At 75.4% G+C, this 24,770-nt stretch carries 11 protein-coding genes; 5 read left to right on the top strand and 6 right to left on the bottom strand.

The features are described 5' to 3' along the window. Window positions 1-25: 25 nt before the first annotated feature. Window positions 26-850, bottom strand: a complete 825-nt coding sequence (locus BLU95_RS37340) for a LuxR C-terminal-related transcriptional regulator (protein ID WP_159425167.1) — start codon at window positions 848-850, stop codon at window positions 26-28. A gap of 708 nt (window positions 851-1,558) precedes the next feature. Between BLU95_RS37340 and BLU95_RS37345 the strand changes: the two genes are divergently transcribed. Then, window positions 1,559-2,572, top strand: coding sequence for a methyltransferase (locus tag BLU95_RS37345; protein WP_159425168.1), 1,014 nt, complete (start codon window positions 1,559-1,561; stop codon window positions 2,570-2,572). Between the two features lie 276 nt (window positions 2,573-2,848). Here the strand turns inward: BLU95_RS37345 and BLU95_RS37350 are convergent, their stop codons facing one another. From BLU95_RS37350 to BLU95_RS37370, 5 genes are all read right to left on the bottom strand, one after another. Next, a complete protein-coding gene (locus BLU95_RS37350) occupies window positions 2,849-3,538 on the bottom strand; it encodes a hypothetical protein (protein WP_159425169.1) in 690 nt (229 codons plus the stop codon). A gap of 161 nt (window positions 3,539-3,699) precedes the next feature. Continuing rightward, window positions 3,700-4,503, bottom strand: coding sequence for a shikimate dehydrogenase family protein (locus BLU95_RS37355; protein WP_197698663.1), 804 nt, complete (start codon window positions 4,501-4,503; stop codon window positions 3,700-3,702). Between the two features lie 19 nt (window positions 4,504-4,522). Next, window positions 4,523-5,545: a 3-dehydroquinate synthase family protein gene (locus tag BLU95_RS37360; RefSeq protein ID WP_093865414.1), complete on the bottom strand. Its 1,023-nt coding sequence runs from the start codon at window positions 5,543-5,545 to the stop codon at window positions 4,523-4,525. A gap of 104 nt (window positions 5,546-5,649) precedes the next feature. After that, window positions 5,650-6,618 carry an ROK family protein gene (locus BLU95_RS37365; RefSeq protein WP_231978087.1) on the bottom strand — a complete coding sequence of 323 codons (969 nt, stop codon included), beginning with the start codon at window positions 6,616-6,618 and terminating at the stop codon, window positions 5,650-5,652. A gap of 83 nt (window positions 6,619-6,701) precedes the next feature. Beyond that, entirely contained in the window at window positions 6,702-7,142 is a 441-nt protein-coding gene (locus BLU95_RS37370) for a type II 3-dehydroquinate dehydratase (RefSeq protein WP_030397945.1), read from the bottom strand. A 168-nt stretch (window positions 7,143-7,310) separates the two neighbouring features. Between BLU95_RS37370 and BLU95_RS37375 the strand changes: the two genes are divergently transcribed. The 4 genes from BLU95_RS37375 (at window position 7,311) to BLU95_RS45345 (ending at window position 24,769) form a co-directional block, all read left to right on the top strand. Further along, window positions 7,311-8,477 (top strand): DegT/DnrJ/EryC1/StrS family aminotransferase, encoded by a 1,167-nt coding sequence (locus BLU95_RS37375; protein WP_093863906.1) that lies wholly within the window; start codon window positions 7,311-7,313, stop codon window positions 8,475-8,477. An 8-nt stretch (window positions 8,478-8,485) separates the two neighbouring features. Continuing rightward, window positions 8,486-9,592 carry a Gfo/Idh/MocA family protein gene (locus tag BLU95_RS37380; RefSeq protein WP_231978088.1) on the top strand — a complete coding sequence of 369 codons (1,107 nt, stop codon included), beginning with the start codon at window positions 8,486-8,488 and terminating at the stop codon, window positions 9,590-9,592. Window positions 9,593-9,789: 197 nt separating this feature from the next. Then, window positions 9,790-10,506 carry an HAD-IA family hydrolase gene (locus BLU95_RS37385; protein WP_093863907.1) on the top strand — a complete coding sequence of 239 codons (717 nt, stop codon included), beginning with the start codon at window positions 9,790-9,792 and terminating at the stop codon, window positions 10,504-10,506. A gap of 547 nt (window positions 10,507-11,053) precedes the next feature. Further along, entirely contained in the window at window positions 11,054-24,769 is a 13,716-nt protein-coding gene (locus BLU95_RS45345; protein WP_093863908.1) for a type I polyketide synthase, read from the top strand. Window position 24,770 lies beyond the last annotated feature (1 nt).

Consider the following 24,770-nt stretch of genomic DNA (forward strand, 5'->3'; position numbering starts at 1 on the left):
GCGGGCGTCCGGGCCGGCGCCGGGCTCAGCCCTTCGCCTCCGGGCCCTCCCTGCTCTCCCTACTCTCCCTGCTCTCCCGACCCTCGCGGCTTTCGTGTTCCAGCAGCCCGAGCCGGGTGGCCCGCACCATTGCGGTGAGCCGGTTGTCGGTCTCCAGCACCCGCAGGATCTCGGCGACGAACCGCCGCACCGTCCGGTCCGAGTAGCCGAGATGACGGGCTATCGACTTGTCGGTGGCCCCGGCGGCCATCATCCGCAGCACCAGCCGATGGGTACCCGACAGCACCGGCGCCGAACCGCCGTCGCGCCGCCGCCGGGTGTACGGCGCGGCGGTGGACCAGCTGTGCTCGAAGACCCGGGTGAACAGCTGGGCGAGCAGTCCGCCGTCGATCACCACACTGCGGCGCGGCCCCTCGACCTGCGACCGGGTGACCACCTTCTCCCGGTCCACGATGACCAGCCGCAGCGGCAGCGACTCCGCCGTCCGGATCTCCGCGCCGGCCTCCTGGAGCGCGTTCACGTACTCGACGACGGCCGGGTTCCCCAGCGCGGAGGCCGGAGCCACCAGCCGGTAGTGGACACCCCTGCGCAGCAGCTCGACGTCCTCGCGGATGCACGGGCGCAGCGCTTCCCGCTCGGCCGTGGTGGGCAGCATCACCGCCACCTCGGACCGGCTGGACGCGTGCAACTCTCCTAATCGACGATCCAGTTGGTCCCGTGACTCGACCACCTCGACCGCCGGACCCTCCCCCGCGGGGGCCGGAGTGGCGAGGAAGCCGTCGGTGAGGTCGGAGATCAGGTCCTGGGCGCGGGCGACTTCGGCCAACCGCTCCTGCTGATCGGCGACCAAGCGTCTCAGCACACTCTGCGGCGTGGCCGGCGGCGCCCCCCGGCCCCGGTCGAGCAGCCCGTGGCCGGCCAGCCAGCCGACCGCCTCCCGGACCTCGCCGGTCCCGGCACCGAGGTCCCGGGCGAGATCCTCCGGGCATATGCCGCTTTCCCTGGTGCGAAGAAGTGAGAGGTAGACACGGTACGCAAAGCGCGCGTCAATCCCGGTCGCCGCCGTCATCGCCGTGAACTCCAGCCGTAGATACGGATCGTGAGCAGCAAGGAAGTCACGAGCCCCCGGGGGGCCCGGCTGGCGACACTACTTGAAGAAGTACGGCGGTCTGTAGAGGGCCAGGAAGACCTGAGGCGAACAACGCGTCACCCCTCGAGTCCGGTCCGTCACCCCACTGTGCCGACTGACCGCACTCGGAGCCGCATCATTCATCCGGGAAAAGGCATCACATGAGCACAAATCATGCCAGTGAAGAGAAGCGGAGATGAGGCGTCCTGTTTGAGGTCAAGGGCCGCCCGCGGCACCGACAGTCCCGCGAGTGCGGCGGGCGATGGCGTCGACCAGGTGCACGGTCACGGCGAAGCTCGTGCAGGATCCCGTCGGCCAGGACCTCGACCTCGCCGGTGGCCTGCTGTCACGGCGAGCCGCTGCTCCGTCCGGGGGTTCGGGACGTCGGATCGGGGCGGCCGGGGCCCCGGCTTCCCTAGCATGGCGTCCATGACCACCCAGGCTCCTGCCGTCGCCACCCTCCGCCTGCTCGGCGGGTTCCAGGTTTCGCAGGCTCTCTACGTCGCCGCCCGCGCCGGTGTCGCCGACCGACTTCTCGACGGGCCGGTCGAGTTGGGAGTCCTGGCGGACTCCGTCGGGCTCCGCCCGGATCCGCTCCGCCGGATCCTGCGGGTGCTCGGCTCGGAGGACGTCTTCGCCTTCGACCAGCAGCAGGACGTGGTCGCACTCGGCCCGCTCGGTCACACCCTCGTCACCGGCGGGGCGGACTCGGTGCGCAGCATCGCCCTCGCCTGGATGGAGACCCACTACGCGCCGTTCGCGGAACTCTGGGGAACGGCGACGACGGGAGTACCGGCTGCGGAACTGGCCTTCGGTCGGCCCTTCTTCGACTGGCTCGGCCAGGACTCCGCGCGTACCGCCACGTTCACCGCCGCGATGGCGGACTTCACCCTGGCGGTCCGGCAGCATGCCTTCTCCAGGGTCGAGTTGGACGGGGTGGGCACGGTGGTGGACGTCGGCGGTGCCGACGGTACGGTGCTGGCCGGTCTGGCCGAGCGGTACCCGGCCGTGCGCGGGGTCGTCTTCGACCTGCCGCATGTGGTGCGTGGCGCCGAGGCGGTCGTGCGGGCACGGGGGGTCGGGGACCGGATCTCGGTGGTCGGCGGGGACTTCTTCGTCGAGGTGCCGTCCGGTGACTGCTACCTGGCCTGCTTCGTGCTGCACGACTGGTCGGACGAGCAGGCCGCGCGGATCCTCGCCCGGATCCGTGAGGCCGCGGCCGTCGCGGACGCGCGCCTGGTCCTGGTCGAGACGGTGCTCGACGTCGGCCCCGCTCCACAGGTGGCGCAGCTGCTCGACCTGACGATGCTCGGCCTGGTTGCCGGCCGGGAACGCACGACCGGGGACTGGCGCCGTCTGCTGGCAGGATCCGGGTTCCGGCTGGAACGGGTACGGGCCACGGAGGGTCCGATGTGCGTGATCGAGGCACGTCGACTGCCCTGAGGCCTGCCCTCGTCATCGAGGGAAACCCCGTGGCGGGCCGGGCGGTCCACCCTGCACTGTGTGCCCCTCCGGGGACTCTCGGGATCGGCACGGTACGCCCTCCGCAAACTGTCCCGGAACGCGATTCGCACACGCCGCAGGCGCGTTCGCGGCAGGATCCCGGTCAAGTCAGTGGTGCACTGTCAGGTGGTGCTCGGAGACGAGCCCGGCGTGCTCGGAGCCGCGTCGACGGTGCGGATCGGTGGCCTGGTTCTGCCGGGCCTCGGGCACGGAGTGTCAGAAGTTCCGGGCCAGCGCGGTGCAGGCGGCGGTCGTGATCAGCCAGAGGAGGACGGGGACGGTCACGAGGACGGCGGAAGGCATCGGCAGGGACACGAAGCAGAGGGAGCCGATGAACGCGAGGACGAGGGTGATGACGGCGACGGTGCCGAACCGGGCGGCGCGCGGGCCCGGGCGTGACCAGGCCAGGCCGTGGGTGGTGACCGCCGAGCCCAGGCCGATCAGGAGGGGGACTCCGAACGAGACGAGGTAGGACACGTCCTGGTTGTCGGTGCGGTGACCCTGGTGGGTGAGCGCGGCCACCCGCCCCCGGTAGACGGTGAGGTCGACCTCCGCGCCGACCCTTACCCGGTCGTAGAATGCCTCGGGAACCTCGTAGCCCCGTTCGGGGGCCGCCGCGCGTGCCACGGTCACCGTGTGGCCGGCCGACGGGTTCGCCGCGCCGGGGCCGGCGCCGGGGTGGACGTTCTTTGCCGTCACCCTGCCCGTCTCGTGCCGTACGCAGCTCGCACCGGGGCGCTGCTCCGCCGCACTGCACGCCGGGGCGTTGCGGTAGGCGTACACGCGGATGTCGGCCCGGGCGAACCAGACGAAGCCTGCAACGGTGGCGGCCAGTCCCGCCAGGACGAGCAGAGCCTGCACCAGTGAGCGGTCCGGACCCCTTGTCCTCCTGGTTCGAGCGTTCATGGCCGCCTCCCGGGATCGCCGTGGACGGACGCCTCCCCGACGCCCCACGAAGGATGCTGCCAGGGATGCGGACGACAGGGCAGTGGGGAACACGTCCGGGGTGAAGTCGTGGGAGGCGCCTGCCCGTTCGGGGATCGCCGGCGGTACCGGAAGAGCGGCGGCTATCCCGGAAGGCGGAAGAAGGAGCGGTAGAGCGGCAGTTGCTCGGTGAGCATGTGGATGCCGGGGTGGGTGGTGAGGCCGAGGGCGGCGGCGCCGCGGAGCAAGGGGGTCTCGGCGGGCGTCATGATGATGTCGGCGACCAGTGTGCCGGGCGCGAGTGCTGCCGGGTCGAAGGGGAGCGGGTCGGCCGGGTGCAGGCCCAGTGGGGTGGCGTTGATCGCGAGGTCGATGTCGGAGGGCGGGTGCGGGGCGGCGGTCACGCGGTCGGGCCAGCGGGTGCCGAGCCGCTCCAGCAGGGCGTTGACCCGGCCCCGGTCGGGATCGGTGACGGTGAGTGCGGCGGCTCCTTCGGTGAGCAGGGCGGCGGCGATGGCGAGCCCCGCACCTCCGGCGCCGGCCAGCGCCACCCGCAGCCCGGCCGGGGGGTGCCCCGCGGCGGCCAGGCCCCGGACGAACCCCGCGCCGTCGAAGTTGTCGCCGTACCAGCGGCCGTCCGGCTCGCGGCGCAGCGCGTTGGTGCTGCCCAGCAGGGCGGCGGCGTCGCTGAGTTCGTCGGCGTGCCCGCACATCGCCAGCTTGTGCGGGACGGTGACCAGTAGGCCGTCCAGGTTGGCGACGGCCTTCAGCCCCCGCACGACCTCGTCCAGCCGGTCCGCCGGGGCGTGGACGGGGACGAGGACGGCGTCCACGCCGTTAGCTGCGAAGAGTCGGTTGAGCAGCGCGGGTGCTTTGGCCTGGGCGATCGGGTCGCCGAGCACCGCGTACAGCCGGGTGTGCCCGGAGATCGGCACGGAGATCGGCACGGAGGGAGGAAGGGGCACCTCAGGCCTCCCGAGTGGCGCGCGGCATGGCGTCCAGGGCGCGGGCGACCAGTGACTCGGGGACGTCGCTGACGAGTTCGGCGCCGCGCGGGCCGTCCAGGACGAAGGAGAGCCCGTCGACGGCCTTCTTGTCCAGCCGCATGAGGGCGATCAGCGCCCCGGTGCCGACCTCCGGCGGCAGCGCGGTCGGCAGCCCGTAGTGGGCCACCACCTCGTGGTGCTCGGCGACCCGCCCGGGGCCGATCCGGCCGAGGGCGCCCGCCAGTCGGCCGGCGAAGACCGTGCCGATGCCGACCGCCTCGCCGTGGCGCAGCCGGAAGTCGGTGGCGCGTTCCAGCGCGTGGCCCAGGGTGTGGCCGTAGTTGAGGATGTGCCGCAGTCCGGTGTCGCGCTCGTCGGCGGCCACCACGGAGGCCTTGCGGGCGACGCTCGCGGCGATCTGCTCGGGCAGCGGCAGGTGACGGAGGTCCCCGGCGCCGATGAAGTGGCAGCGGGCGATCTCCCCGTAGCCGTTGACGCGTTCGCGCGGCGGGAGGGTGCTGAGGTAGTCGGTGTCGCAGAGCACGGCGGACGGCTGCCAGTACGCGCCCACCAGGTTCTTGCCCTCCGGGAGGTTCACCGCCGTCTTGCCGCCGACGCTCGCGTCGACCTGGGCCAGCAGCGAGGTGGGCAGGTGCACCACGGGCACACCCCGGTGGTACAGGGCGGCGGCGAGCCCGACCGCGTCGGTGGTGGTGCCGCCGCCGCAGGAGACCACCGCGTCCGCCCGGCCCAGGCCGAACGCGGTGAAGCGCCTGCACAGTTCGGCCACCCAGGCGAGGGACTTGCCCTCCTCGCCGTCCTTCGCCTCCACCACCAGGGTGTCGAGGCCGGTGTCGGGCAGCCACTCGGCGGGCCGGGCGCTGACCACCGCGACCCGGCGGGCGCCGATCCCCGCGAGTACGCCGGCCAGCCGGTGGCGGGCGCCGGGGCCGATCAGCACCGGGTAGCCGCGGTCGCCGAGTTCCACGTCGATGCGTCGCAGCCCGCCGTCCGTGCGGACGGGGGTCGCCGTGCGGACGGCGGGTTCTGTGGTGGTCAACTCGGCTCCCAGGGATGGTCGGTGTGGTGGCGCTCGGTGGAGCGGTGTCAGGACGCGGGCTGCAGCCGCGCCAGCGCGAGGGCGCCGTGCAGCGAGGACAGCCCGCCGAGCACGGCCGGCCGGATCGCGGGGGCCGGGCCGCCGGGGCGGGCCAGCGCGGCGGCGTGCGCCTGCACCCGCGCCGCGAAGCCGGGCAGTCCCTCGGCGAACCCGCCGCCCAGCACGGTCAGTTCGGGGTGGAAGAGCTCGCCGAGCGAGACGGCCGCCGCCGCCAGCGCGGCACAGGTCTCCTCGACGGCCTCCACCGCCCACGGTGCGCCCTCGGCCAGCCCGGTCCGCAGCTCCGCGTACTCGACCGGCGTGCCGCGCAGCAGTTCCGCGCGCCGCAGGGTCGCCGGACCGGAGGCGGTGGCCTGCAGGCAGCCGCACCGCCCGCAGTCGCAGACCGGGCCCCGGCGGTCGACGATCAGGTGCCCCGCTTCGCAGGAGCCGCGCCCCGGGCCCGGCAGCGGCGCGCCATCGTGCACGACACCGCCGCCGACTCCCGTCCCGACACCCAGGTAGACCACGTGCCGGGACCCGGCGTGCTCCGCCTCGGCGAGCGCGGCGAGATCACCGTCGTCCGCCCAGGCCAGTGCGGCGTCGGGGAAGAGCCGCCGCAGCGCCGGGAGGAGGTCGAAGCCGCGCCAGCCGGGGCGGCCCGGCCAGGCGAGCACCCGGCCGTCCGGGCCGACGGTCGCGGGCACGGCCACCCCGACGGCCGCGAAGTCGCCCTCCCAGCGCTCGCGCAGGCCGGCGACGGTGCCGGCCAGCGCCGTCCAGTCGGCGTAGGCGCCGGCCACCCGGGCGCCGGGCCAGCGCAGCACGGCCTCCTCGGTGCGGACCGGCCCGCCGGGCGGGCCGTCCTCGGCGCGCAGCGCCACCTTGGTGCCGCCGATGTCGATGCCGAGCACACCCCGGGAGGCTGCCGGCGACTGGGCCGTGGGGGCCTCGGCCGTCGGGGCCTGGGCTGTCAAGCCCTGGACCGTCGGGCCCTGCGCCGTCGCGGCCTGCGGCGTCGCCGTGGTGTCTCCCGGGGCGGTGCCCGTCGCGAGGCCCATCAGGACGCCGGGACCTTCGCCAGCAGCGCCTGCGCGGCCAAGCGGTAGCCGAGCGCGCCGAGCCCGACGATCACGCCCGAGGCGAGCGGGGCCAGGACCGACTCGTGCCGGAAGGACTCCCGCGCCCAGACGTTGGACAGGTGCACCTCGACGAAGGGCCGCGGATAGGCGGCGAGCGCGTCGCGCAGTCCCCAGCCGGCGATCATCAGCGCGCCCGGGTTCACGATCGCCCCGACGGAGCCGTCCCAGGCGTCCTGCACGGCCTCGATCAGCTGACCCTCCGACTCGCGCTGGACGGAGACCACCTTCCAGCCCCGGCCGGCCACCTCGGCGGCGACCGCGGCCTCGATGTCGGCCAGGGTGTCGGTGCCGTAGACCTCCGGTTCGCGACGGCCGAGAATTCCGAGATTGGGGCCGTTCAGCAATAGCAGTTCGCTCATATTCCGGTTATAGCAGCGAGTTTCCCCGGCGAACCCCTCGGACGGCCGCCGAACTGCAGGACAAGGGCTTTCTAGGGGGGTGGGTAGGGGAGGTGACGGGCCGCATTTCCTGGGTTAGCGTGCCGTTCCAGTTCCACGGTCCCCCTACAGGAAAGGCTGCGCGGAATCATGACTGCCCAAGGACGTCCGGCCCCGGAGTTCCCGGTCTGGCCGCAGTACGACGATGCCGAGCGCGAAGGACTGCTCCGGGCACTGGAGCAGGGCCAGTGGTGGCGGATGGGCGGCAAGGAGGTCGACACCTTCGAGCAGGAGTTCGCCGACTACCACGGCGCCGCGAAGGCGCTCGCCGTCACCAACGGCACCCACGCGCTGGAGATCGCCCTCCAGCTGCTCGGGGTCGGCCCGGGCACCGAGGTCATCGTGCCCGCGTTCACCTTCATCTCCTCCTCCCAGGCCGCCCAGCGGCTCGGCGCCACCGCGGTGCCGGTCGACGTCGACCTCGACACCTACAACCTGAGCCCCGAGGCGGCCGCCGCCGCGATCACCCCGCGGACCCGCGCGATCATGCCCGTCCACATCGCCGGCCAGATCGCCGACCTGGACGCCCTCGACAAGCTCGCCGCCGACTCGGGCGTGTCGATCGTGCAGGACGCCGCGCACGCCCACGGCGCCCGCTGGCGCGGCCGCCGGGTCGGCGAGCTGGGCTCGATCGCCGCGTTCAGCTTCCAGAACGGCAAGCTGATGACCGCCGGCGAGGGCGGCGCCGTCACCTTCCCGGAGAGCGCGCAGTACGACGAGGCGTTCCTGCGGCACAGCTGCGGCCGCCCGCCGACGGACCGGAAGTACTACCACCAGACCTCCGGTTCCAACTTCCGGCTCAACGAGTTCTCCGCGAGCGTCCTGCGCGCCCAGCTCGCCCGCCTGGACAGCCAGATCGACGTCCGCGAGGAGCGTGCCAAGCAGCTCAAGAGCCTGCTGACGGAGATCCCCGGCGTGGTGCCGCAGGGCCACGACGAGCGGGCCGACCGTGTCCCGCACTACATGGCGATGTTCCGGGTGCCCGGCCTCGGCGAGGAGCGGCGCAACGCCCTGGTCGACGACCTGATCGCGCGCGGCCTGCCCGCGTTCGTGGTGTTCCGCGCCATCTACCGCTCGGACGGCTTCTGGGAGTCGGCCGCGCCCGACACCACCGTCGACGCCCTGGCCGAGGCCTGCCCCAACAGCGAGGCGCTCACCGCCGACGGCATCTGGCTGCACCACCGCACCCTCCTCGCGAGCGGGCAGGCGATCGAGGACACCGCGCAGATCATCGCCGACGCCCTGGCCGCGGTGTGAACGCGCGGGTGAGCACCGCCGGACCGGGGCCGGCCGCCCCGGTGCGGGTGGCGGTCGTCGGCCTCGGCTGGGCGGGCCGCACCATCTGGCTGCCCCGCCTGACGGCCCATCCTGCCTACCGGGTCACCGCCGTCGTCGAGCCCGGCCCCGGCGGCGCGGAGCACGTGCCGTCCGGCGCCGCCCTCCTCGCCGACGCCGACCTGCTCGGCCCCGACGTCGACCTCGCGGTCGTCGCGGTGCCCAACCACCTGCACACCCCGGTGGCCGAGCGTCTGCTCGCCCGCGGCATCCCGGTGTTCCTGGAGAAGCCGGTCTGCCTCAGCGCCGCCGAGGCGGACCGGCTGGCCGCAGCCGAACGTGCCGGCGGGACCGTTCTGCTGGCGGGCAGTGCCGCCCGCTACCGGCAGGACGTCGCCACTCTGACCGACCTGGCGGCGGACCTCGGCCCGATCCGCCACGTCGACCTCGCCTGGGTCCGTGCCAGCGGTGTCCCCGACGCCGGCGGGTGGTTCACCAGCCGGCGGCTCTCCGGCGGCGGCGCCCTGGTCGATCTGGGCTGGCACCTGCTCGACACGGCCCAGGCCGTGCTCGGCGGCGACGTCCGGTTCCCGTCGGTGCTCGGTTCGCTCTCCGCCGACTTCGTCAACGACGGCAGGCGCGGCGCCGGCTGGCGCGGCACCGACGGGCCGGACGGTGCCGGCGACGTCGAGGACACCGCCCGCGGCTTCCTGCTCACCGACACCGGCGTCTCGGTGGCGGTGCGGGCGAGCTGGGCCTCCCACGAGCCCGTCGACACCACCCGGATCACGGTGGAGGGCGCCACCGGTTCCGCGACCCTGGAGTGCACCTTCGGCTTCAGCCCGAACCGCCGGGTCCCGCGCCTCACCCGGACCCGCGACGGCGTCACCACCGAGGTCCCGCTGCCCGGGGAGGACGTCGGCACCGAGTACGTGCGCCAGCTCGACGAGCTGCCCGCCCTGCTCGCCGACCCGGCCTCGCGCGGCGCGGCCGTGAACCGCGCCCACCACACCATCTCGGTCATCGAGCGGCTCTACGAGGCGGCCCGCGCCCCGCGGCCGCGGCTCGCCGACGAGGCCGCGGCCCTCGCCCTCTGACCGTCGTAGCCGTTCGACTGCCGTCGGTGCCCGACCGCCGTCCCCGCCGTCCCCGCCGTCCCGGCCACTCCTTGTCGAGCCGCGGCTCGAACCGAGCAGCCCCGTGCCCCGGCCCCGGAGGCCGTGCCGATCCCGTCGGCCCCGGGGCGCCAGGCCCGGCCACCCGTCCGGGCAGCCCCTCGTCCCATGGAGATCCCATGCCGATCGACCAGCCCACCGTCACCGCCCCGACCACCGGGCCCGACGGGCACGCACTCGCCTACCGCCTCCCGCTGCGCGCCGTGGTCTTCGACCTCGACGGCGTCATCGTCGACAGCTTCGACGTGATGCGCCGGGCGTTCCTCGCCGCCTACGAGGAGGTGGTCGGCGACGGCAACCCGCCGTTCGAGGAGTACAGCCGCCACCTGGGCCGCTACTTCCCGGACATCATGCGGATCATGGGGCTGCCGCTCGCCCTGGAGGAGCCCTTCGTCCGGGAGAGCTACCGGCTCGCCCCGGAGGTCACCGTGCACGCGGGGGCGCGGGAACTGCTCGTCGAGCTCGACCGGCGCGGCATCCGGCTGGCCGTGGCCACCGGCAAGAGCGGCCCCCGGGCCCGCTCGCTGCTCGACCAGCTCGGCCTGCTGCACCACTTCGACCACGTGCTCGGCTCCGACGAGGTCGCCCGGGCCAAGCCCGCGCCCGACATCGTGCTGCGCGCCCTGGAACTGCTGGACGTGCCGGCCGAACGGACCGTCATGGTCGGTGACGCCGTCACCGACCTGGCGAGCGCCCGGGGCGCCGGGGTCGGCGCGATCGCGGCGCTGTGGGGCGAGACCGACGAGGCGGCGCTGCTCGCCGAACGGCCCGACGCGGTGCTGCGTCGGCCCGCCGACCTGCTCACCCTGCTGCCCGAACCCGCCCCGGCCCACTGACCGGCCTGACCGGCTGCGGGTCCGGACCGTCCGGCCGCCCCACCGGCCGGTCCGCCCGCTCCGCCCCGCTCCGCCCCGCTCCGCCCCGCTCCGCCCCGCTCCGCCCCGCTCCGCCCCGCTCCGCCCCGCCGTGCCCACGCCCGGCGGGGCGGCGCGGTTCCCGGCCGCGGTGCGGCCGCCGCCCCCGCTCCCCGCTCCCGTGAATAGGGCCCGTATAGGGGGTCGGATAGGGGCGGCCGGGAGCCCCCGCCGTACGAGACTGTGACCGGCGGGAATTCGCGTACGGCGGCCCCGGAAAGGCCGCCCCGAAAAGGCTTCCCGGAAAACGCGGCCCGGAAATGCGGCGGCCCCGTACGGGGGAAAGCGGACCGGAAGCGGAATTCCCCGACCGCCGCCGCCGACCCCGGGTGCCGGGCGGAAACCGAATGCCCCGCTCCAGGCCCGATCCGCCCCGAGCCCGAGCCGCCCCGAGCCCGAGCCGCCCCGAGTCCGAGCTGCCCCGACGCCGACCCGACCCCGACCCGAACCGACCCAAGGAAGTGACGGCATGTTGCGCACCGAGCTGATCCGGCCGCTGCCCGAACTGCTGGCCGAGCACGCCCGCGACAGCTCGGACCGGACCGCGTTCCGCGACGCCGTCCGCGGCGTGACCTACGCCGAGCTCCACACCCGCACCGGCCGGCTCGCCGGCCACCTCGCCGACCTGCGGCTCCAGCCCGGCGACCGGGCCGCGATCCTGCTCGGCAACAGCGTCGAGGTGGTGGAGTCGTACTTCGGCATCCTGCGCGCCGGCGCCATCGGCGTCCCGCTCAATCCGCACGCCACCGAGGCCGAACTCACCCATCTGCTCGACGACAGCGGCGCCCGCGTCGTCATCACCGACGCCGCCCGGGCAGCCGGCCTGGACGCCCTCGCCCGCGCCCGGGCCGACCTGAGGGTGATCGTCACCGGGGAGGGCCCCGTCCCGGCCGGCACCCTTTCCTTCGAGACCCTGGCCACCACCGACCCCGCCACCCCCGCGCGCGACGACCTCGGCCTCGACGACCCCGCCTGGATGCTCTACACCTCCGGCACCACCGGCCGGCCCAAGGGCGTGCTGTCCACCCAGCGCAACTGCCTCTGGTCGGTGGCCGCCTGCTACGTGCCGGTGCCCGGCCTGAGCGCCGGGGACCGGGTGGTCTGGCCGCTGCCGCTGTTCCACAGCCTCTCCCACATCGCCTGCGTGCTGAGCGTCACCGCCGTCGGCGCCACCGCCCGCATCCTCGACGGCTTCGCCGCGCGGGACGTCCTGGACGCCGTCCGCGAGGAGTCCGCGACCTTCCTGGCCGGTGTGCCCACCATGTACCAGCAACTGGTGCGCGCCGCCCGGGAGGACGGCTTCACCGCGCCGGCGCTGCGGATGTGCCTGGTCGGCGGCGCGATGACCACCGCGACGCTGCGGCGCTCCTTCGAGGAGGCGTTCGGCGCGCCGCTCATCGACGCCTACGGCTCCACCGAGACCTGCGGCTCGATCACCGTCAACTGGCCCACCGGCGCCCGCGTCGAGGGCTCCTGCGGCCTGCCCGTCCCGGGCCTGGGCGTGCGCCTGGTCGACGCCGGGACCGGCCTGGACGTCGCGGACGGGGAGGAGGGCGAGGTCTGGGTGCGCGGCCCGAGCGTGATGCTCGGCTACCACAACCAGCCCGAGGCCACCGAGCAGGCGCTGCGCGGCGGCTGGTACCACACCGGCGACCTCGCCCGGCGCGACGGCTCCGGCTACTTCACCATCACCGGCCGGATCAAGGAACTCATCATCCGCGGCGGCGAGAACATCCACCCGGCCGAGGTCGAGGAGGTGCTGCGCGGCGTGCCCGGGGTCGCGGACGTCGCCGTCGTCGGCAAGCCCCACGAGGTGCTCGGCGAGGTGCCGGTGGCCTTCCTGGTGCCCGGCCCCGGCGGCCTCGACCCGGAGGCCCTGCTGGCCGCCTGCCGGGAGCGGCTCTCCTACTTCAAGGTCCCCGAGGAGCTGTACGAGACGGAGCGCATCCCGCGCACCGCCTCCGGCAAGATCACCCGGCATGTGCTGCTCGACGCGCCCGCCCGGCTGCGGGCGGCCGGCGGCAGCCACTACGAGCACCTGTTCCGGGTCGACTGGCTACCGCTCTCCTCCGTCCCCGGCGCCCGCCCCGCCGCCGGCACCTGGGCGGTGCTCGGCGCGGACGGCTTCGGCCTCGCCGACGCCCTCGGCGCCGCCGGCCACCCCGACCCGGCCGCGCTGGCCGCGTCCGGCCCGCTGCCCGATGCCGCCGTGCTCGGCGTCGGCGCCGGCACCGGCCTGCGTACCCCCGGACCGCTCGCCGCCGACGTCGAGGACGCCGTGCGCGCCCTGGACGGACAGCTCACCGCCTGGCTCGCCGAGGAACGGCTCACGGACACCGTGCTGGCCGTCGTCACCCGGGGCGCCGCCGGACCGGGCGGTGCCACCGACCTCGTCCAGGCCGCGCTGCGCGGTGTGGTCCGGGCCGCCCGGGTGGCCAACCCCGGCCGGTTCCTGCTGGTCGACCTCGACGCGGAGGAGAACGCCGCCGACGCCCTCACCACCGCCGTCGCCTCCGGCGAACCCGAACTCGTCGTCCGCTCCGGCGTGGCGCTGCGCCCGCGCGCCGCCCGGGTGTCCGCCGCGCTCGCCCACGGCGAGCCCGGCGCCCGCTTCGACCCGCGCCGCGCCGTCCTGGTCACCGGCGCCGACGGGCCGGCGGCCGCCGCCGTCGCCCACCACCTGGTGGCCGGCCGGGGCGTGCGCCGGATCCTGCTCACCAGCCCCCACGGCCCCGCCGACCGGGCGGCCGCGGAACTCGCCGCACGGCTCACCGCCGCCGGCGCCGAGACCACCCTCAGCGCCCTCGACCTCGCCGACCGCGACGCCCTCGCGGACTGGCTGGCCGGGCCGGGCGCGCGCTTCAACGCCGTCGTCCACACCCCCGGCGCGGCCTTCCCCGGCCTCGGCGCCGCGCTCGCCGCCGCCGTCAACCTGCACGAACTGACCGCCGGCACCGAGCTGTCCGCCTTCGTCGTGCACACCCCCACGGTCGGACCGCTCGGCACCCCGGGCGCCCCCGGGGAAGCCGCCGCCGCGGCGTTCCTCGACGCCCTCGCCCATCACCGCAGCCGCCACGGCCTGCCCGGCCTCGCCCTCATCACCGGCCCCGCCGACGGGGACGGACGCCCCGTGCCGCCCGGTCTCGGCCGGCTCACCGCGCAGGAGAGCGCCGCCGCGTTCGACGCCGCCCACCTGGCCGACCACACCTCCCTGCTGCTGCTCCGGCTCGACCCCGAAGGGCTGGACGCCCTCGCCCCGCAGGACGTCCCGGCCCTGCTGCGCGACCTCATCGACACCCCGGCCGGCCCGAGCGCCCCGGACACCGCGACCGCCGCCGCACTGCGCCGCCGCCTGGCCGGTCGCCCGGCCGCCGACCGGCAGCGCGAGCTGCTCGACCTCGTCCTCGCGGAGACCGCCGGGCTGGCCGGTGACGGTCCCGACCCGATCCGCCCCGACGGCCCGTTCAAGGACCTCGGCTTCACCTCGGCCACCGCCGTCGAGCTGCGCGGCCGCCTCACCGCCGCCACCGGCCTGCGGTTGCCCGCCACCCTCGCCTTCGACCACCCCAACCCGACGGCCGTCGCGGCCTTCCTGCTGAACGCGCTGACCGGCCGTCCGGCCACCGCGGCCCGGCCCGTGCCCGTGCCGCGCACCGTGTCGCCCGCCGACGACCCCGTCGTGATCGTCGGCGCCGCCTGCCGGCTGCCCGGCGGCGTCGCCTCCCCGGCCGACCTGTGGCGGCTGGTCGCCGAGGGCACCGACGCGATCACCCCCTTCCCGGCCGACCGCGGCTGGGACCTCGACGCCTTGTACGACCCGGACCCGGCCGTCCCCGGGACCTCCTACGCCCGTCACGGCGGATTCCTGCACGACGCGGGCGGGTTCGACGCCGCGTTCTTCGGGATCTCGCCGCGTGAGGCGCTGGCGACGGATCCGCAGCAGCGGCTGCTGCTGGAGACCTCCTGGGAACTGCTGGAGCGCGCGGGCATCGACCCGACCTCGCTCAAGGGGCAGCCGGTCGGTGTCTACGCGGGGCTGATGTACCACGACTACGCCACCGACCTCGCCGAGGTCCCGGACGGCCTGGAGGGCTACCTCGGCACCGGCAACGCCGGTTCGGTCGCCTCAGGCCGCATCTCCTACACCCTCGGTCTCGAAGGTCCGTCGGTGACGGTGGACACCGCCTGCTCCTCCTCCCTGGTCGCCCTGCACCTGGCCGCGCAGGCGCTGCGCGACGGCGAGTGCACGCTCGCCCTGGCCGGCGGCGCCGCGATCATGGCCCGGCCGACGTCCTTCGTCGAGTTCTCCCGCCAGCGCGCGCTCTCCGCCGACGGCCGGGCCCGGGCCTACGCGGACGGTGCCGACGGCACCGCCTGGGCCGAGGGCGTGGGTCTGGTGCTGCTGGAGCGGTTGTCGGACGCCCGGCGGCTGGGGCACGAGGTGCTGGCGGTGGTGCGGGGTTCGGCGGTGAACCAGGACGGTGCGTCCAACGGTCTGACGGCTCCGAACGGTCCCTCGCAGGAGCGGGTGATCCTCGCCGCGCTCGCCAACGCGGGGCTGACTCCCACGGATGTCGATGCCGTCGAGGGCCACGGGACGGGGACCTCGCTGGGCGACCCGATCGAGGCGCAGGCGGTGCTGGCCACCTACGGTCAGGGCCGTTCGGCCGAACAGCCGCTCTGGCTGGGGTCGTTGAAGTCCAACATCGGCCACACCCAGGCCGCCGCCGGTGTCGCCGGTGTGATCAAGATGGTCGAGGCGCTGCGGCACGGTGTGCTGCCCAAGAGCCTGCACATCGACGTGCCCAGCACCAAGGTGGACTGGGAGTCCGGCGCGGTCGCCCTGCTCACCGAGCAGCGGGCCTGGCCGGAGGTCGACCGGCCGCGCCGCGCCGCCGTCTCCTCCTTCGGTGTCAGCGGCACCAACGCCCACGTCATCCTGGAGCAGGCCCCCGCCCAGGAGCCGGCGAACCGGCCGGTGCCCGTCGGACTCGACGGCGAACTCGACGCCGGTTCCGGCACCCCGGTGCCCTGGCTGCTCTCCGCCCGTTCCCCCGAGGCCCTGCGCGAACAGGCCGACCAGCTCGCCCAGTTCGCCGGGGCCAGGCCCGTCGCCGAGGCACCGGCCGTCGCGCGTGCGCTCGCCGGCTCCCGGGCCGCGCTGGAACGGCGGGCCGTCGTGGTCGCCGCCGACCGGACGCGGGCGCTGAGCGGGCTGCGGGCGCTGGCCGACGGCGAGGCCGCGGCCGGGCTGGTGTCGGGTCGGGCGGAGGTGAGTGGTCGTTCGGTGTTCGTGTTCCCGGGTCAGGGTTCGCAGTGGGTGGGGATGGGTCGGCGGTTGCTGGCCGAGTCGGCGGTGTTCGCGCGGGCCCTGGAGGAGGCCGCGGAGGCGCTGGAGCCCTATACCGACTGGTCGTTGTCGGATGTGGTGAATCAGGTGCCGGGTGCCGCTTCGCTGGAGCGGGTGGATGTGGTGCAGCCGGTGTCGTTCGCGGTGAACGTGGCGCTGGCCCGCCTCTGGGCGTCGCTGGGTGTGGTGCCGGACGCGGTGGTCGGCCATTCGCAGGGGGAGATCGCGGCGGCGCACGTGGCCGGGATCCTGTCGCTGGAGGACGCGGCGGCGGTGGTGGCGTTGCGTTCGCAGGCCATCGCGCGGGGTCTGGCGGGACGCGGTGGCATGGTGTCGATCGGGCTGCCGCTCGCAGAGGTGAGCGGCGCACTGCCCGACGGTGTGGAGGTCGCGGCCGTCAACGGGCCGTCCTCCGTGGTTGTCGCCGGTGACCCGGCCGGTCTGGACACCGTGGTGGCCGCCTTCGAGGAGCGCGGCGCCCGGGTGCGCCGGATCCCCGTCGACTACGCCTCGCACACCGCGCACGTGGAGTCCATCGAGGCGGAACTCGCCCAGCTGCTGGGCTCGGTGGAGCCCCGGACCGCCACGATCCCCTTCCTCTCCACCCTGGAGAACCGCTGGTTGGAGGGTCCGGAGCTGGACGCGGGGTACTGGTACCGCAACCTGCGGCAGAGCGTGCGTTTCGCCGAGGCCGTCGGGACGCTGGCGGGCGAGGGCTTCCGGGCGTTCGTGGAGGTGAGTGCGCATCCCGTGCTGGCGCACGCCGTGGTGGAGGTCCTGGAGGAGGCCGTCGAGGCGCCGACGGTCGTCACCGGGACCCTGCGGCGCGAGGACGGCGGCTGGGACCGGGTCCTGCTCGCCGCCGCCGAACTCCACGTCCGCGGCATCCCCGTCGACTGGTCCACGGCCCACACCGGGGCCGGCGCCGTCCGCCCCTCCGAACTGCCCACCTACCCCTTCCAGCACCAGCGCTACTGGCTCCGGCCCGGCCGCGCCGCCGGTGACCTCTCCGCCGTCGGACTGGACAAGGCCGGCCACCCGCTGCTGGAGGCCGAACTGCTGCTCGGCGCCGAGGAGGGCGCCGTCTTCACCGGCCGGATCACCGAACGCACCCTGCCCTGGCTGGCCGACCACCGGGTCGGCGGCGCGCTGCTGCTGCCCGGCACCGCGCTGCTCGACGCCCTCGCCCACGTCGGCCGCCGGCTCGGCGCGCCCACCGTCGAGGAACTGACCGTCTCCGCCCCGCTCGTCGTCCCGGACGGCGGCGGCCTCGACCTCCAGGTCCACGTCGGCGACGCCGAGGACGGCCGCCGCACCGTCCGGCTGCTCACCCGCACCGGCACCGGCCTGCCCTGGCAGGTCAACGCCACCGGAACGCTCGCCCCGGAGGGCCCGGAGCCCGCCACCGCCGACGAACTGACGGTCTGGCCGCCCGCCGGAGCCCGTCCGCTCGACCTCGACGGCCTCTACGGCCGGCTCACCGTCGCCTACGGCCCCGCGTTCCGCGCCGTCGAGGCCGCCTGGCTCGCCGACGGCCGGCTCTACGCCCAGCTCCGCCTGCCGGACACCACCTCGGACACCGCCGACTACGGCCTGCACCCCGCCCTGCTGGACGCCGCCCTCCACCCGCTCGGCGAGGCCGGGTTCTTCCCGGGCGCCGCCGTGCCCAGGCTCGCCTTCTCCTGGGCCGGCGTCCGCCTGCACGCCGTCGGCGCCGAGGCGCTGCGCGTGGTCGTCACCCCCGCGGGCCCCGACACCCTCACCGTCCGGGCCGCCGACGACACCGGCGCCCCCGTGGTGGACGTCGAGGCCCTCACCGTGCGGCCGGTGGACCCGCGCGCCCTGACCGCCGGTCCGGCGGACGACGCGGCCCTGTTCGAGGTCGACTGGGTCCCGGCACCCGAGGCCGCACCCGGGGCCGCCCTGTCGCCCGCCGACTGGGCCCTCCACGGCGAGCTGCCCGAGGACGGCGCCCTGCCGCCGCTCGTGGTCCTGCCCGTCGGCGTCGGCGCCCCCTCCGACACCGTGCCCGAGCGCGCCCACGCCGTCGGCCACGACGTCCTGCGGGCGCTCCAGACCTGGCTGGCCGACGACCGGACGGCCGACTCCCGGCTCGTCGTCGTCATCCGGCGCGGCGAACTCGTCCAGGAACCCGTCCGGGGCCTGGTGCGTACCGCCCAGTCGGAGAACCCCGGCCGCTTCGTGCTCGTCGAGGCCGACGACCCGGCCGCCGACCCCGCCGGGGCCGCCCGGGCGGTGGCCGCCGTACCGGGCGACGAACCGCAGCTGGCGCTGCGCGACGGGCGACGGCTGGTCGCCCGCCTGCGCCGCCCGGCCGCCCGGCCCGCCCCCGCGGACGGCACGCCGTCCCCCCTGGCCGGCGGCACCGTCCTGGTCACCGGCGCCAACGGCGGCCTCGGCCGCCTGGTGGCCCACCACCTGGCGGCGGTCCACCACGTCGCAGAGCTCGTGCTCCTCTCCCGCTCCGCCGTGCCCGCCGACCTGCTCGAAGAACTCGCCGCGAACGGCACCCTGGTCCGCGCCGAGGCCGTCGACGCCGCCGACCGCACCGCGCTGGCCGCCGTCGTCGACACCCTCGCCGACCGGCTGACCGGTGTCGTCCACGTCGCCGGGATCGTCGACGACGGCGTGGTCGAGGCCCTGGACGCCGCCAAGTGGCACAGTGTGCTGCGCCCGAAGGTCGACGCCGCCTGGCACCTGCACGAACTCACCGCCGGCCTCGACCTGGCCGCCTTCGCGCTCTACTCCTCCGCCTCCGGCGTGCTCGGCGGCTCCGGCCAGGGCAACTACGCGGCCGGAAACGCCTTCCTCGACGGCCTGGCCGCCCACCGGCGCTCGCTCGGACTGCCCGCCGTGTCGCTCGCCTGGGGCCTGTGGGCCGAGGCCGCCGGCATGGGCGGCCGGCTGAGCGACACCGACCTCGCCCGGATGGCCCGGGTCGGCACCCGCCCCCTCGCCGCCGCGCAGGGCCTCGCCCTGCTGGACGCCGCACTCACCGGCGGGCCCGCGGCCGTGGTGCCGATCAGGCTCGACGTCACCGGCGTCCGGACCGAGGACCTCCCGCCGCTGCTGCGCGACCTGGCACCCGCCGCCCGCGCACCCCGCGCCCTGCGGCGGGCCGCCGCCCGCACCGCCGCGGACGGCGCCGGGACCCTCGCCCGGCGGCTCGCCGGACTCTCCGCCGCCGACCGCGACGAGCTGCTGACCGCCCTGGTCCGCGACACCGCCGCCGCCGTCCTCGGCCACGGCTCCGCCGCGGCGCTGGACGTCGACAAGGCGTTCAAGGAACTCGGCATCGACTCGCTCACCGCCGTCGAACTCCGCAACGCCCTCGGCGCCGTCACCGGCCTGCGCCTGCCCGCCACCCTGGTGTTCAACTACCCGACACCCAAGGCCCTCGCCGCCCACCTCGCGACCGAACTCGTCGACGAGGAACCGGCCCCCGCGGCCCCCGCCGCCCCTGCGGCACAGGCCGCCGGGACCGAGGACGAGCCGATCGCGATCGTCGCCGTCGGCTGCCGCTTCCCCGGCGGCCTCGACTCCGGCGAGGACCTCTGGCGCTTCGTCGCCGGTGGCGGCGACGCCGTCACCGGCCTGCCCACCGACCGGGGCTGGGACCTCGACGGCAGCTACGACCCCGACCCCGACGCCCCCGGCCGCACCTATGTGCGCGGCGGCGGATTCCTGCCCGGCATCGCCGACTTCGACGCCGCCTTCTTCGGCATCAACCCGCGCGAGGCCCTGGCGATGGACCCGCAGCAGCGGCTGCTGCTCGAAGTCGCCTGGGAGACCCTGGAGCGTGCCGGACTCGACCCCACCGCCCTGCGCGCCACCCCGACCGGCGTCTTCATCGGCACCCACGGCCAGGACTACGGCACCCAGGGCACCGGCGGCGCCGCCGACGAGGGCTACCTGGTCACCGGCAACGCTGGCAGCGTGCTCTCCGGCCGCCTCTCCTACGCCCTCGGCCTGGAGGGGCCCGCGATCACCGTCGACACCGCCTGCTCCTCCTCCCTGGTCGCCCTGCACCTCGCGGCGCAGGCGCTGCGCGCGGGGGAGTGCACGCTCGCCCTGGCCGGCGGCGCCTCGGTGATGTCCACGCTCGAAGGCCTGGTCGGCTTCTCCCGGCAGCGCGGTCTCGCCACCGACGGCCGGAGCAAGGCCTTCGCCGACGCCGCCGACGGGTTCGGGATGTCCGAGGGCGTGGGCCTGCTGCTGCTGGAGCGTCTCTCGGACGCGCGGCGGCTGGGGCACGAGGTGCTGGCGGTGGTCCGGGGTTCGGCCGTCAACCAGGACGGTGCTTCCAACGGCCTCACCGCCCCGAACGGTCCCTCGCAGGAGCGGGTGATCCTCGCCGCGCTCGCCAATGCCCGACTGACGGCCGCCGACGTCGACGCCGTCGAGGCGCACGGCACCGGCACCCCGCTCGGCGACCCGATCGAGGCACACGCCCTGCTCGCCACCTACGGCAAGGACCGCCCGGCCGAACAGCCGCTCTGGCTCGGGTCGGTGAAGTCCAACATCGGCCACACCCAGGCCGCCGCCGGCGCGGCGGGCGTGATCAAGATGGTCGAGGCGCTGCGCCACGGCGTGCTTCCGCAGACCCTGCACGTGGACGCGCCCAGCTCGCACATCGACTGGTCCTCGGGCGGCATCGCCCTGCTCACCGAGCAGCGGTCCTGGCCGGAGGTCGGCCGCCCGCGCCGGGCCGGTGTCTCGGCGTTCGGCGTGAGCGGGACGAACGCCCACGTGATCCTCGAGCAGGCGGAGCCGGTGGATCCGCCGGCCGCGACCCTCGTCGCCGACGGGGACGGTCCGGTGGCCTGGGTGGTCTCCGGCACCTCGGAGGCGGCTCTGCGGGAGCAGGCCGCGCGGCTCGCGACGTACGCGCAGGGGCAGCCGGAGCCGGACCTCGCGGCCACCGCCCGCGCCCTCGTCACCGCGCGCACCCGGTTCCCCGAGCGGGCCGTCGCCGTCGGAGCCGACCGGGCCGCGCTCGTCGACACCCTGAGAGCCCTGGCCGAGGGCGAGGGCGCGGCCGGGCTGGTGTCCGGTCGGGCGGAGGTGGGTGGTCGTTCGGTGTTCGTGTTCCCGGGTCAGGGTTCGCAGTGGGTGGGGATGGGTCGGCGGTTGCTGGCCGAGTCGGTGGTGTTCGCCGAGGCTCTCGGTGAGGTCGGCAAGGCCTTGGAGCCTTATGTCGACTGGTTGTTGCTGGATGTGGTGAACCAGGTGCCGGGGTCCGCTTCGTTGGAGCGGGTGGATGTGGTGCAACCGGTGTCGTTCGCGGTGAACGTGGCGCTGGCGCGGTTGTGGGCGTCGTTGGGTGTGGTGCCGGATGCGGTGGTGGGCCATTCGCAGGGGGAGATCGCGGCGGCGCACGTGGCCGGGATCCTGTCGCTGGAGGACGCGGCGGCGGTGGTGGCGTTGCGTTCGCAGGCCATCGCGCGGGGTCTGGCCGGACGCGGCGGCATGGTGTCGGTGGCTCGGCCGTTCGCAGAGGTGAGCCGTGCACTGCCCGAGGGCGTGGAGGTCGCGGCCGTGAACGGTCCGTCCTCGGTCGTCGTCGCCGGTGACCCGGCCGGCCTGGACACCCTGGTGACTGCGTACGAGGAGCAGGGCGTGAGGGTACGGCGCATCGCCGTCGACTACGCCTCGCACACCTCTCATGTCGAGTCGATCGAGGCCGAACTCGCCCATCTGCTGAGGCCGGTGAAGCCGCAGCCCGCTACAGTGCCCTTCCTCTCCACGGTCGAGAACCGTTGGCTGGAGGGTCCGGAGCTGGACGCGGGCTACTGGTACCGCAACCTGCGGCAGACCGTGCGCTTCGCCGAGGCCGTCGGGACGCTGGCGGGCGAGGGCTTCCGGGCCTTCGTGGAGATCAGCGCGCACCCCGTGCTCGCGAACGCCGTCATCGAGGCGCTGGAGGAGGCCGTCGAGGCGCCGACGGTCGTCACCGGGACCCTGCGGCGCGAGGACGGCGGCTGGGACCGGGTCCTGCTCGCCGCCGCCGAACTCCACGTCCGCGGCATCCCCGTCGACTGGTCCTCCGCCTACGCCGAGGCCGGCGCCCTCCACCCCTCCGAGCTGCCCACCTACGCCTTCCAGCATCAGCGCTTCTGGCTGGAGCCCGTCGCCTCCACCGGTGACGTGACCGCCTTCGGGGTCGCCGCCGCCGAGCACCCGCTGCTCGGAACCCTGGTCGAACTGCCCGACGGGGGAGCGGTGTTCACCGGACGGCTGTCGATCCGCTCGCACCCGTGGCTGGCCGGCCACGCCGTCTCCGGGACGGTCCTGCTGCCCGGGGCGGCGTTCCTCGAACTCGCCCTGCGCGCAGGGGAGCAGACCGGCCTCGGCCGCCTGGAGGAACTGGTCGTCGAAGCCCCCGGGATCCTGCCCGAGCGCGGCGCCGTCCAGGTCCGCGTCACGGTCGATCCGGCCGCTGCCGACGACGACCGCCGGGCCGTGCACGTGCACTCGCGTCCCGAGGATGCCGAGGGCGGCGCCTGGACCAGGCACGCCACCGGCTTCCTGGCGGCCGAGGCCGCACCGGGGTTCGGCTACGAGCAATGGCCGCCGGCCGGCGCGGAGCCGGTCGCGGTGGACGGCTTCTACGAGCGGCTGGCGGAGGCCGGCTACGAGTACGGCGACGCTTTCCGCGGTCTGCGGGCCGCCTGGCGCTCCGGCGAGGAGGTCTTCGCCGAGGTCGCGCTGCCGGAGGAACTGGCCGACTCCGCCGGGCGGTTCGGACTGCACCCGGCCCTGCTGGACGCCGCCCTGCAGTCCGCCAACCTGGGCGCGGCGCCGGTGGCCGGACCGGGGGAGGTGCTGCTGCCGTTCGCCTGGAACGACGTGGCCCTGTACGCGTCCGGGGCCACCGCGTTGCGGGTGCACTCCCGCCGGGAGGGCCCGGACAGTCTCTCCTTCGCGCTGACCGACCCGGTCGGCCGGCCCGTCGGCGCCGTCGGGGCGCTGGTCCTGCGGCCGGTGGCGCCCGAGCGGCTGTCCACCGCCCGCGCCGCCGCCGCCGAGCACCTGTACCGCCTCGACTGGGCGCCGGCCGACCTCCCCAGGGCGGCGGGCCCGGTCGCCGAGGTGGACGTGCTCGACCTGACCCGCGCGCCCGAGGGGCTGTCGGCACCGCAGGCGGCCCGCACGCTGGCCGGTGCCGCGCTCGGCGGGATCCAGGAGCACCTGGCCGGTGACTCCGCCCGCCCGCTCGCCGTCCTGACCGCGAACGCGGCCGCGGACCCGGCGGCCTCCGCCGTCCGGGGTCTGGTCCGCACTGCGCAGCTCGAACACCCGGGCCGGATCGTCCTGGTGGACACCGACGGATCGGTGCCGACCGCCTCGCTGGTGGCCGACGCCCTCGCGTCCGGCGAGACCCAGGTGGCCTGGCGCGACGGGGGAGCGGTGGTGCCGCGCCTGGTACGCGTCGAGCTGCCGTCCGGGGCCGGTCCGGTGCTGGATCCGGCGGGGACGGTGCTGGTGACCGGTGGCACGGGGACGCTTGGCGGTCTGGTGGCCCGGCGCCTGGTGGAGTCGCACGGGGTGCGCCACTTGCTCCTGGTGAGCCGTCGCGGCGCGCAGGCGCCGGGTGCGGCGGATTTGGTCGAGGAGCTTGAGGCACTGGGTGCGTCGGTGGAGGTGCTGGCGGCCGACGTGTCGGACCGCGCCGTGGTGGACGCGCTGGTGGCCGGTGTGCCGACGGACCGTCCGCTGACGGCCGTGGTGCACACCGCCGGGGCGCTGGCCGATGGTGTGTTCGAGGCGCAGTCTGCCGAGCGGTTGGACGAGGTGTTCGCGCCGAAGGCGGACGCGGCCTGGCACCTGCACGAGGCGACGAAGGACCTCGGCCTCACCGCCTTCGTACTCTTCTCCTCCGGCGCCGGCGTGTTCGGCAGCGCCGGGCAGAGCCTGTACGGGTCGGCGAACGGCTTCCTGGACGGGTTGGCCGGGTGGCGTCGTGAGCGGGGCCTGCCGGCGGTCTCGCTGGCCTGGGGCCTGTGGGCGCAGGCCAGCGGCCTGACCGGCCACCTGGGCGAGGCCGACCGGGCCCGGCTGGCCCGCGGCGGACTGGCGGCCATGCCCACGGAGGAGGCGCTGGCGCTGTTCGACGCGGCCCTGCGTTCCCCGGAGGCGCTGCTGGTGCCGACCCGGCTGGACCGGGAGACCCTGCGCAAGCAGGCGGCGGGCGGTGAGCTGGACCCGCTGCTGCGCGGTCTGGTCCGCACTCCCCGCCGCACCGCCGCCACCGGCGCGCCCGCCGGGGACGGCCGCGAGGTCCTGCTCCGCCGGCTCTCCGCGGTGGGCGAGGCCGAACAGCTGCGGCTGCTCCTGGACCTGGTCCGGGCCGGCGCGGCCAAGGTGCTCGGCCAGAGCATCGACGAGACGGTGAAGCCCGCGCAGGCGTTCAAGGACGTCGGTTTCGACTCGCTGACCTCGCTGCGGATCCGCAACAGCCTCACCGAGGCCACCGGGGTCCGGCTTCCGGCCACCCTGGTCTTCGACCACCCGACTCCGGCCGCTGTCGCCGAGTACCTGCGCGACCGGCTGGGCCTGGCGGGCTCGGTGGCCGTGCCGCCGGTCCTGCTCGAACTCGACCGACTGGAGCAGGCGTTGGCGGCCACGGCCGGGACGGCCGGCGCGCCCGGGGCACCCGACGGACTGCGCGCCCAGGTGGCCGCCCGCCTGGAGGCCCTCACCGCCCGCTGGGCGGAGTCGGGCGAGCAGCCCGAGGCGGAGGGCGTCGACCTGGGCGCGGCCTCGGACGACGAGCTCTTCGACCTGATCGACAACGAACTCGGCCTTTCCTGAT

Source organism: Streptomyces sp. TLI_053, assembly GCF_900105395.1.
Classification (GTDB): domain Bacteria; phylum Actinomycetota; class Actinomycetes; order Streptomycetales; family Streptomycetaceae; genus Kitasatospora.

Bases quoted from the DNA above. Each gene is read 5' to 3' on its own strand.
- BLU95_RS37345 (WP_159425168.1), top strand. From the start codon at position 1,559: ATGACCACCCAGGCTCCTGCCGTCGCCACCCTCCGCCTGCTCGGCGGG.
- BLU95_RS37350 (WP_159425169.1), bottom strand. From the start codon at position 3,538: ATGAACGCTCGAACCAGGAGGACAAGGGGTCCGGACCGCTCACTGGTG.
- BLU95_RS37370 (WP_030397945.1), bottom strand. From the start codon at position 7,142: ATGAGCGAACTGCTATTGCTGAACGGCCCCAATCTCGGAATTCTCGGC.
- BLU95_RS37375 (WP_093863906.1), top strand. From the start codon at position 7,311: ATGACTGCCCAAGGACGTCCGGCCCCGGAGTTCCCGGTCTGGCCGCAG.
- BLU95_RS37385 (WP_093863907.1), top strand. From the start codon at position 9,790: ATGCCGATCGACCAGCCCACCGTCACCGCCCCGACCACCGGGCCCGAC.
- BLU95_RS45345 (WP_093863908.1), top strand. From the start codon at position 11,054: ATGTTGCGCACCGAGCTGATCCGGCCGCTGCCCGAACTGCTGGCCGAG.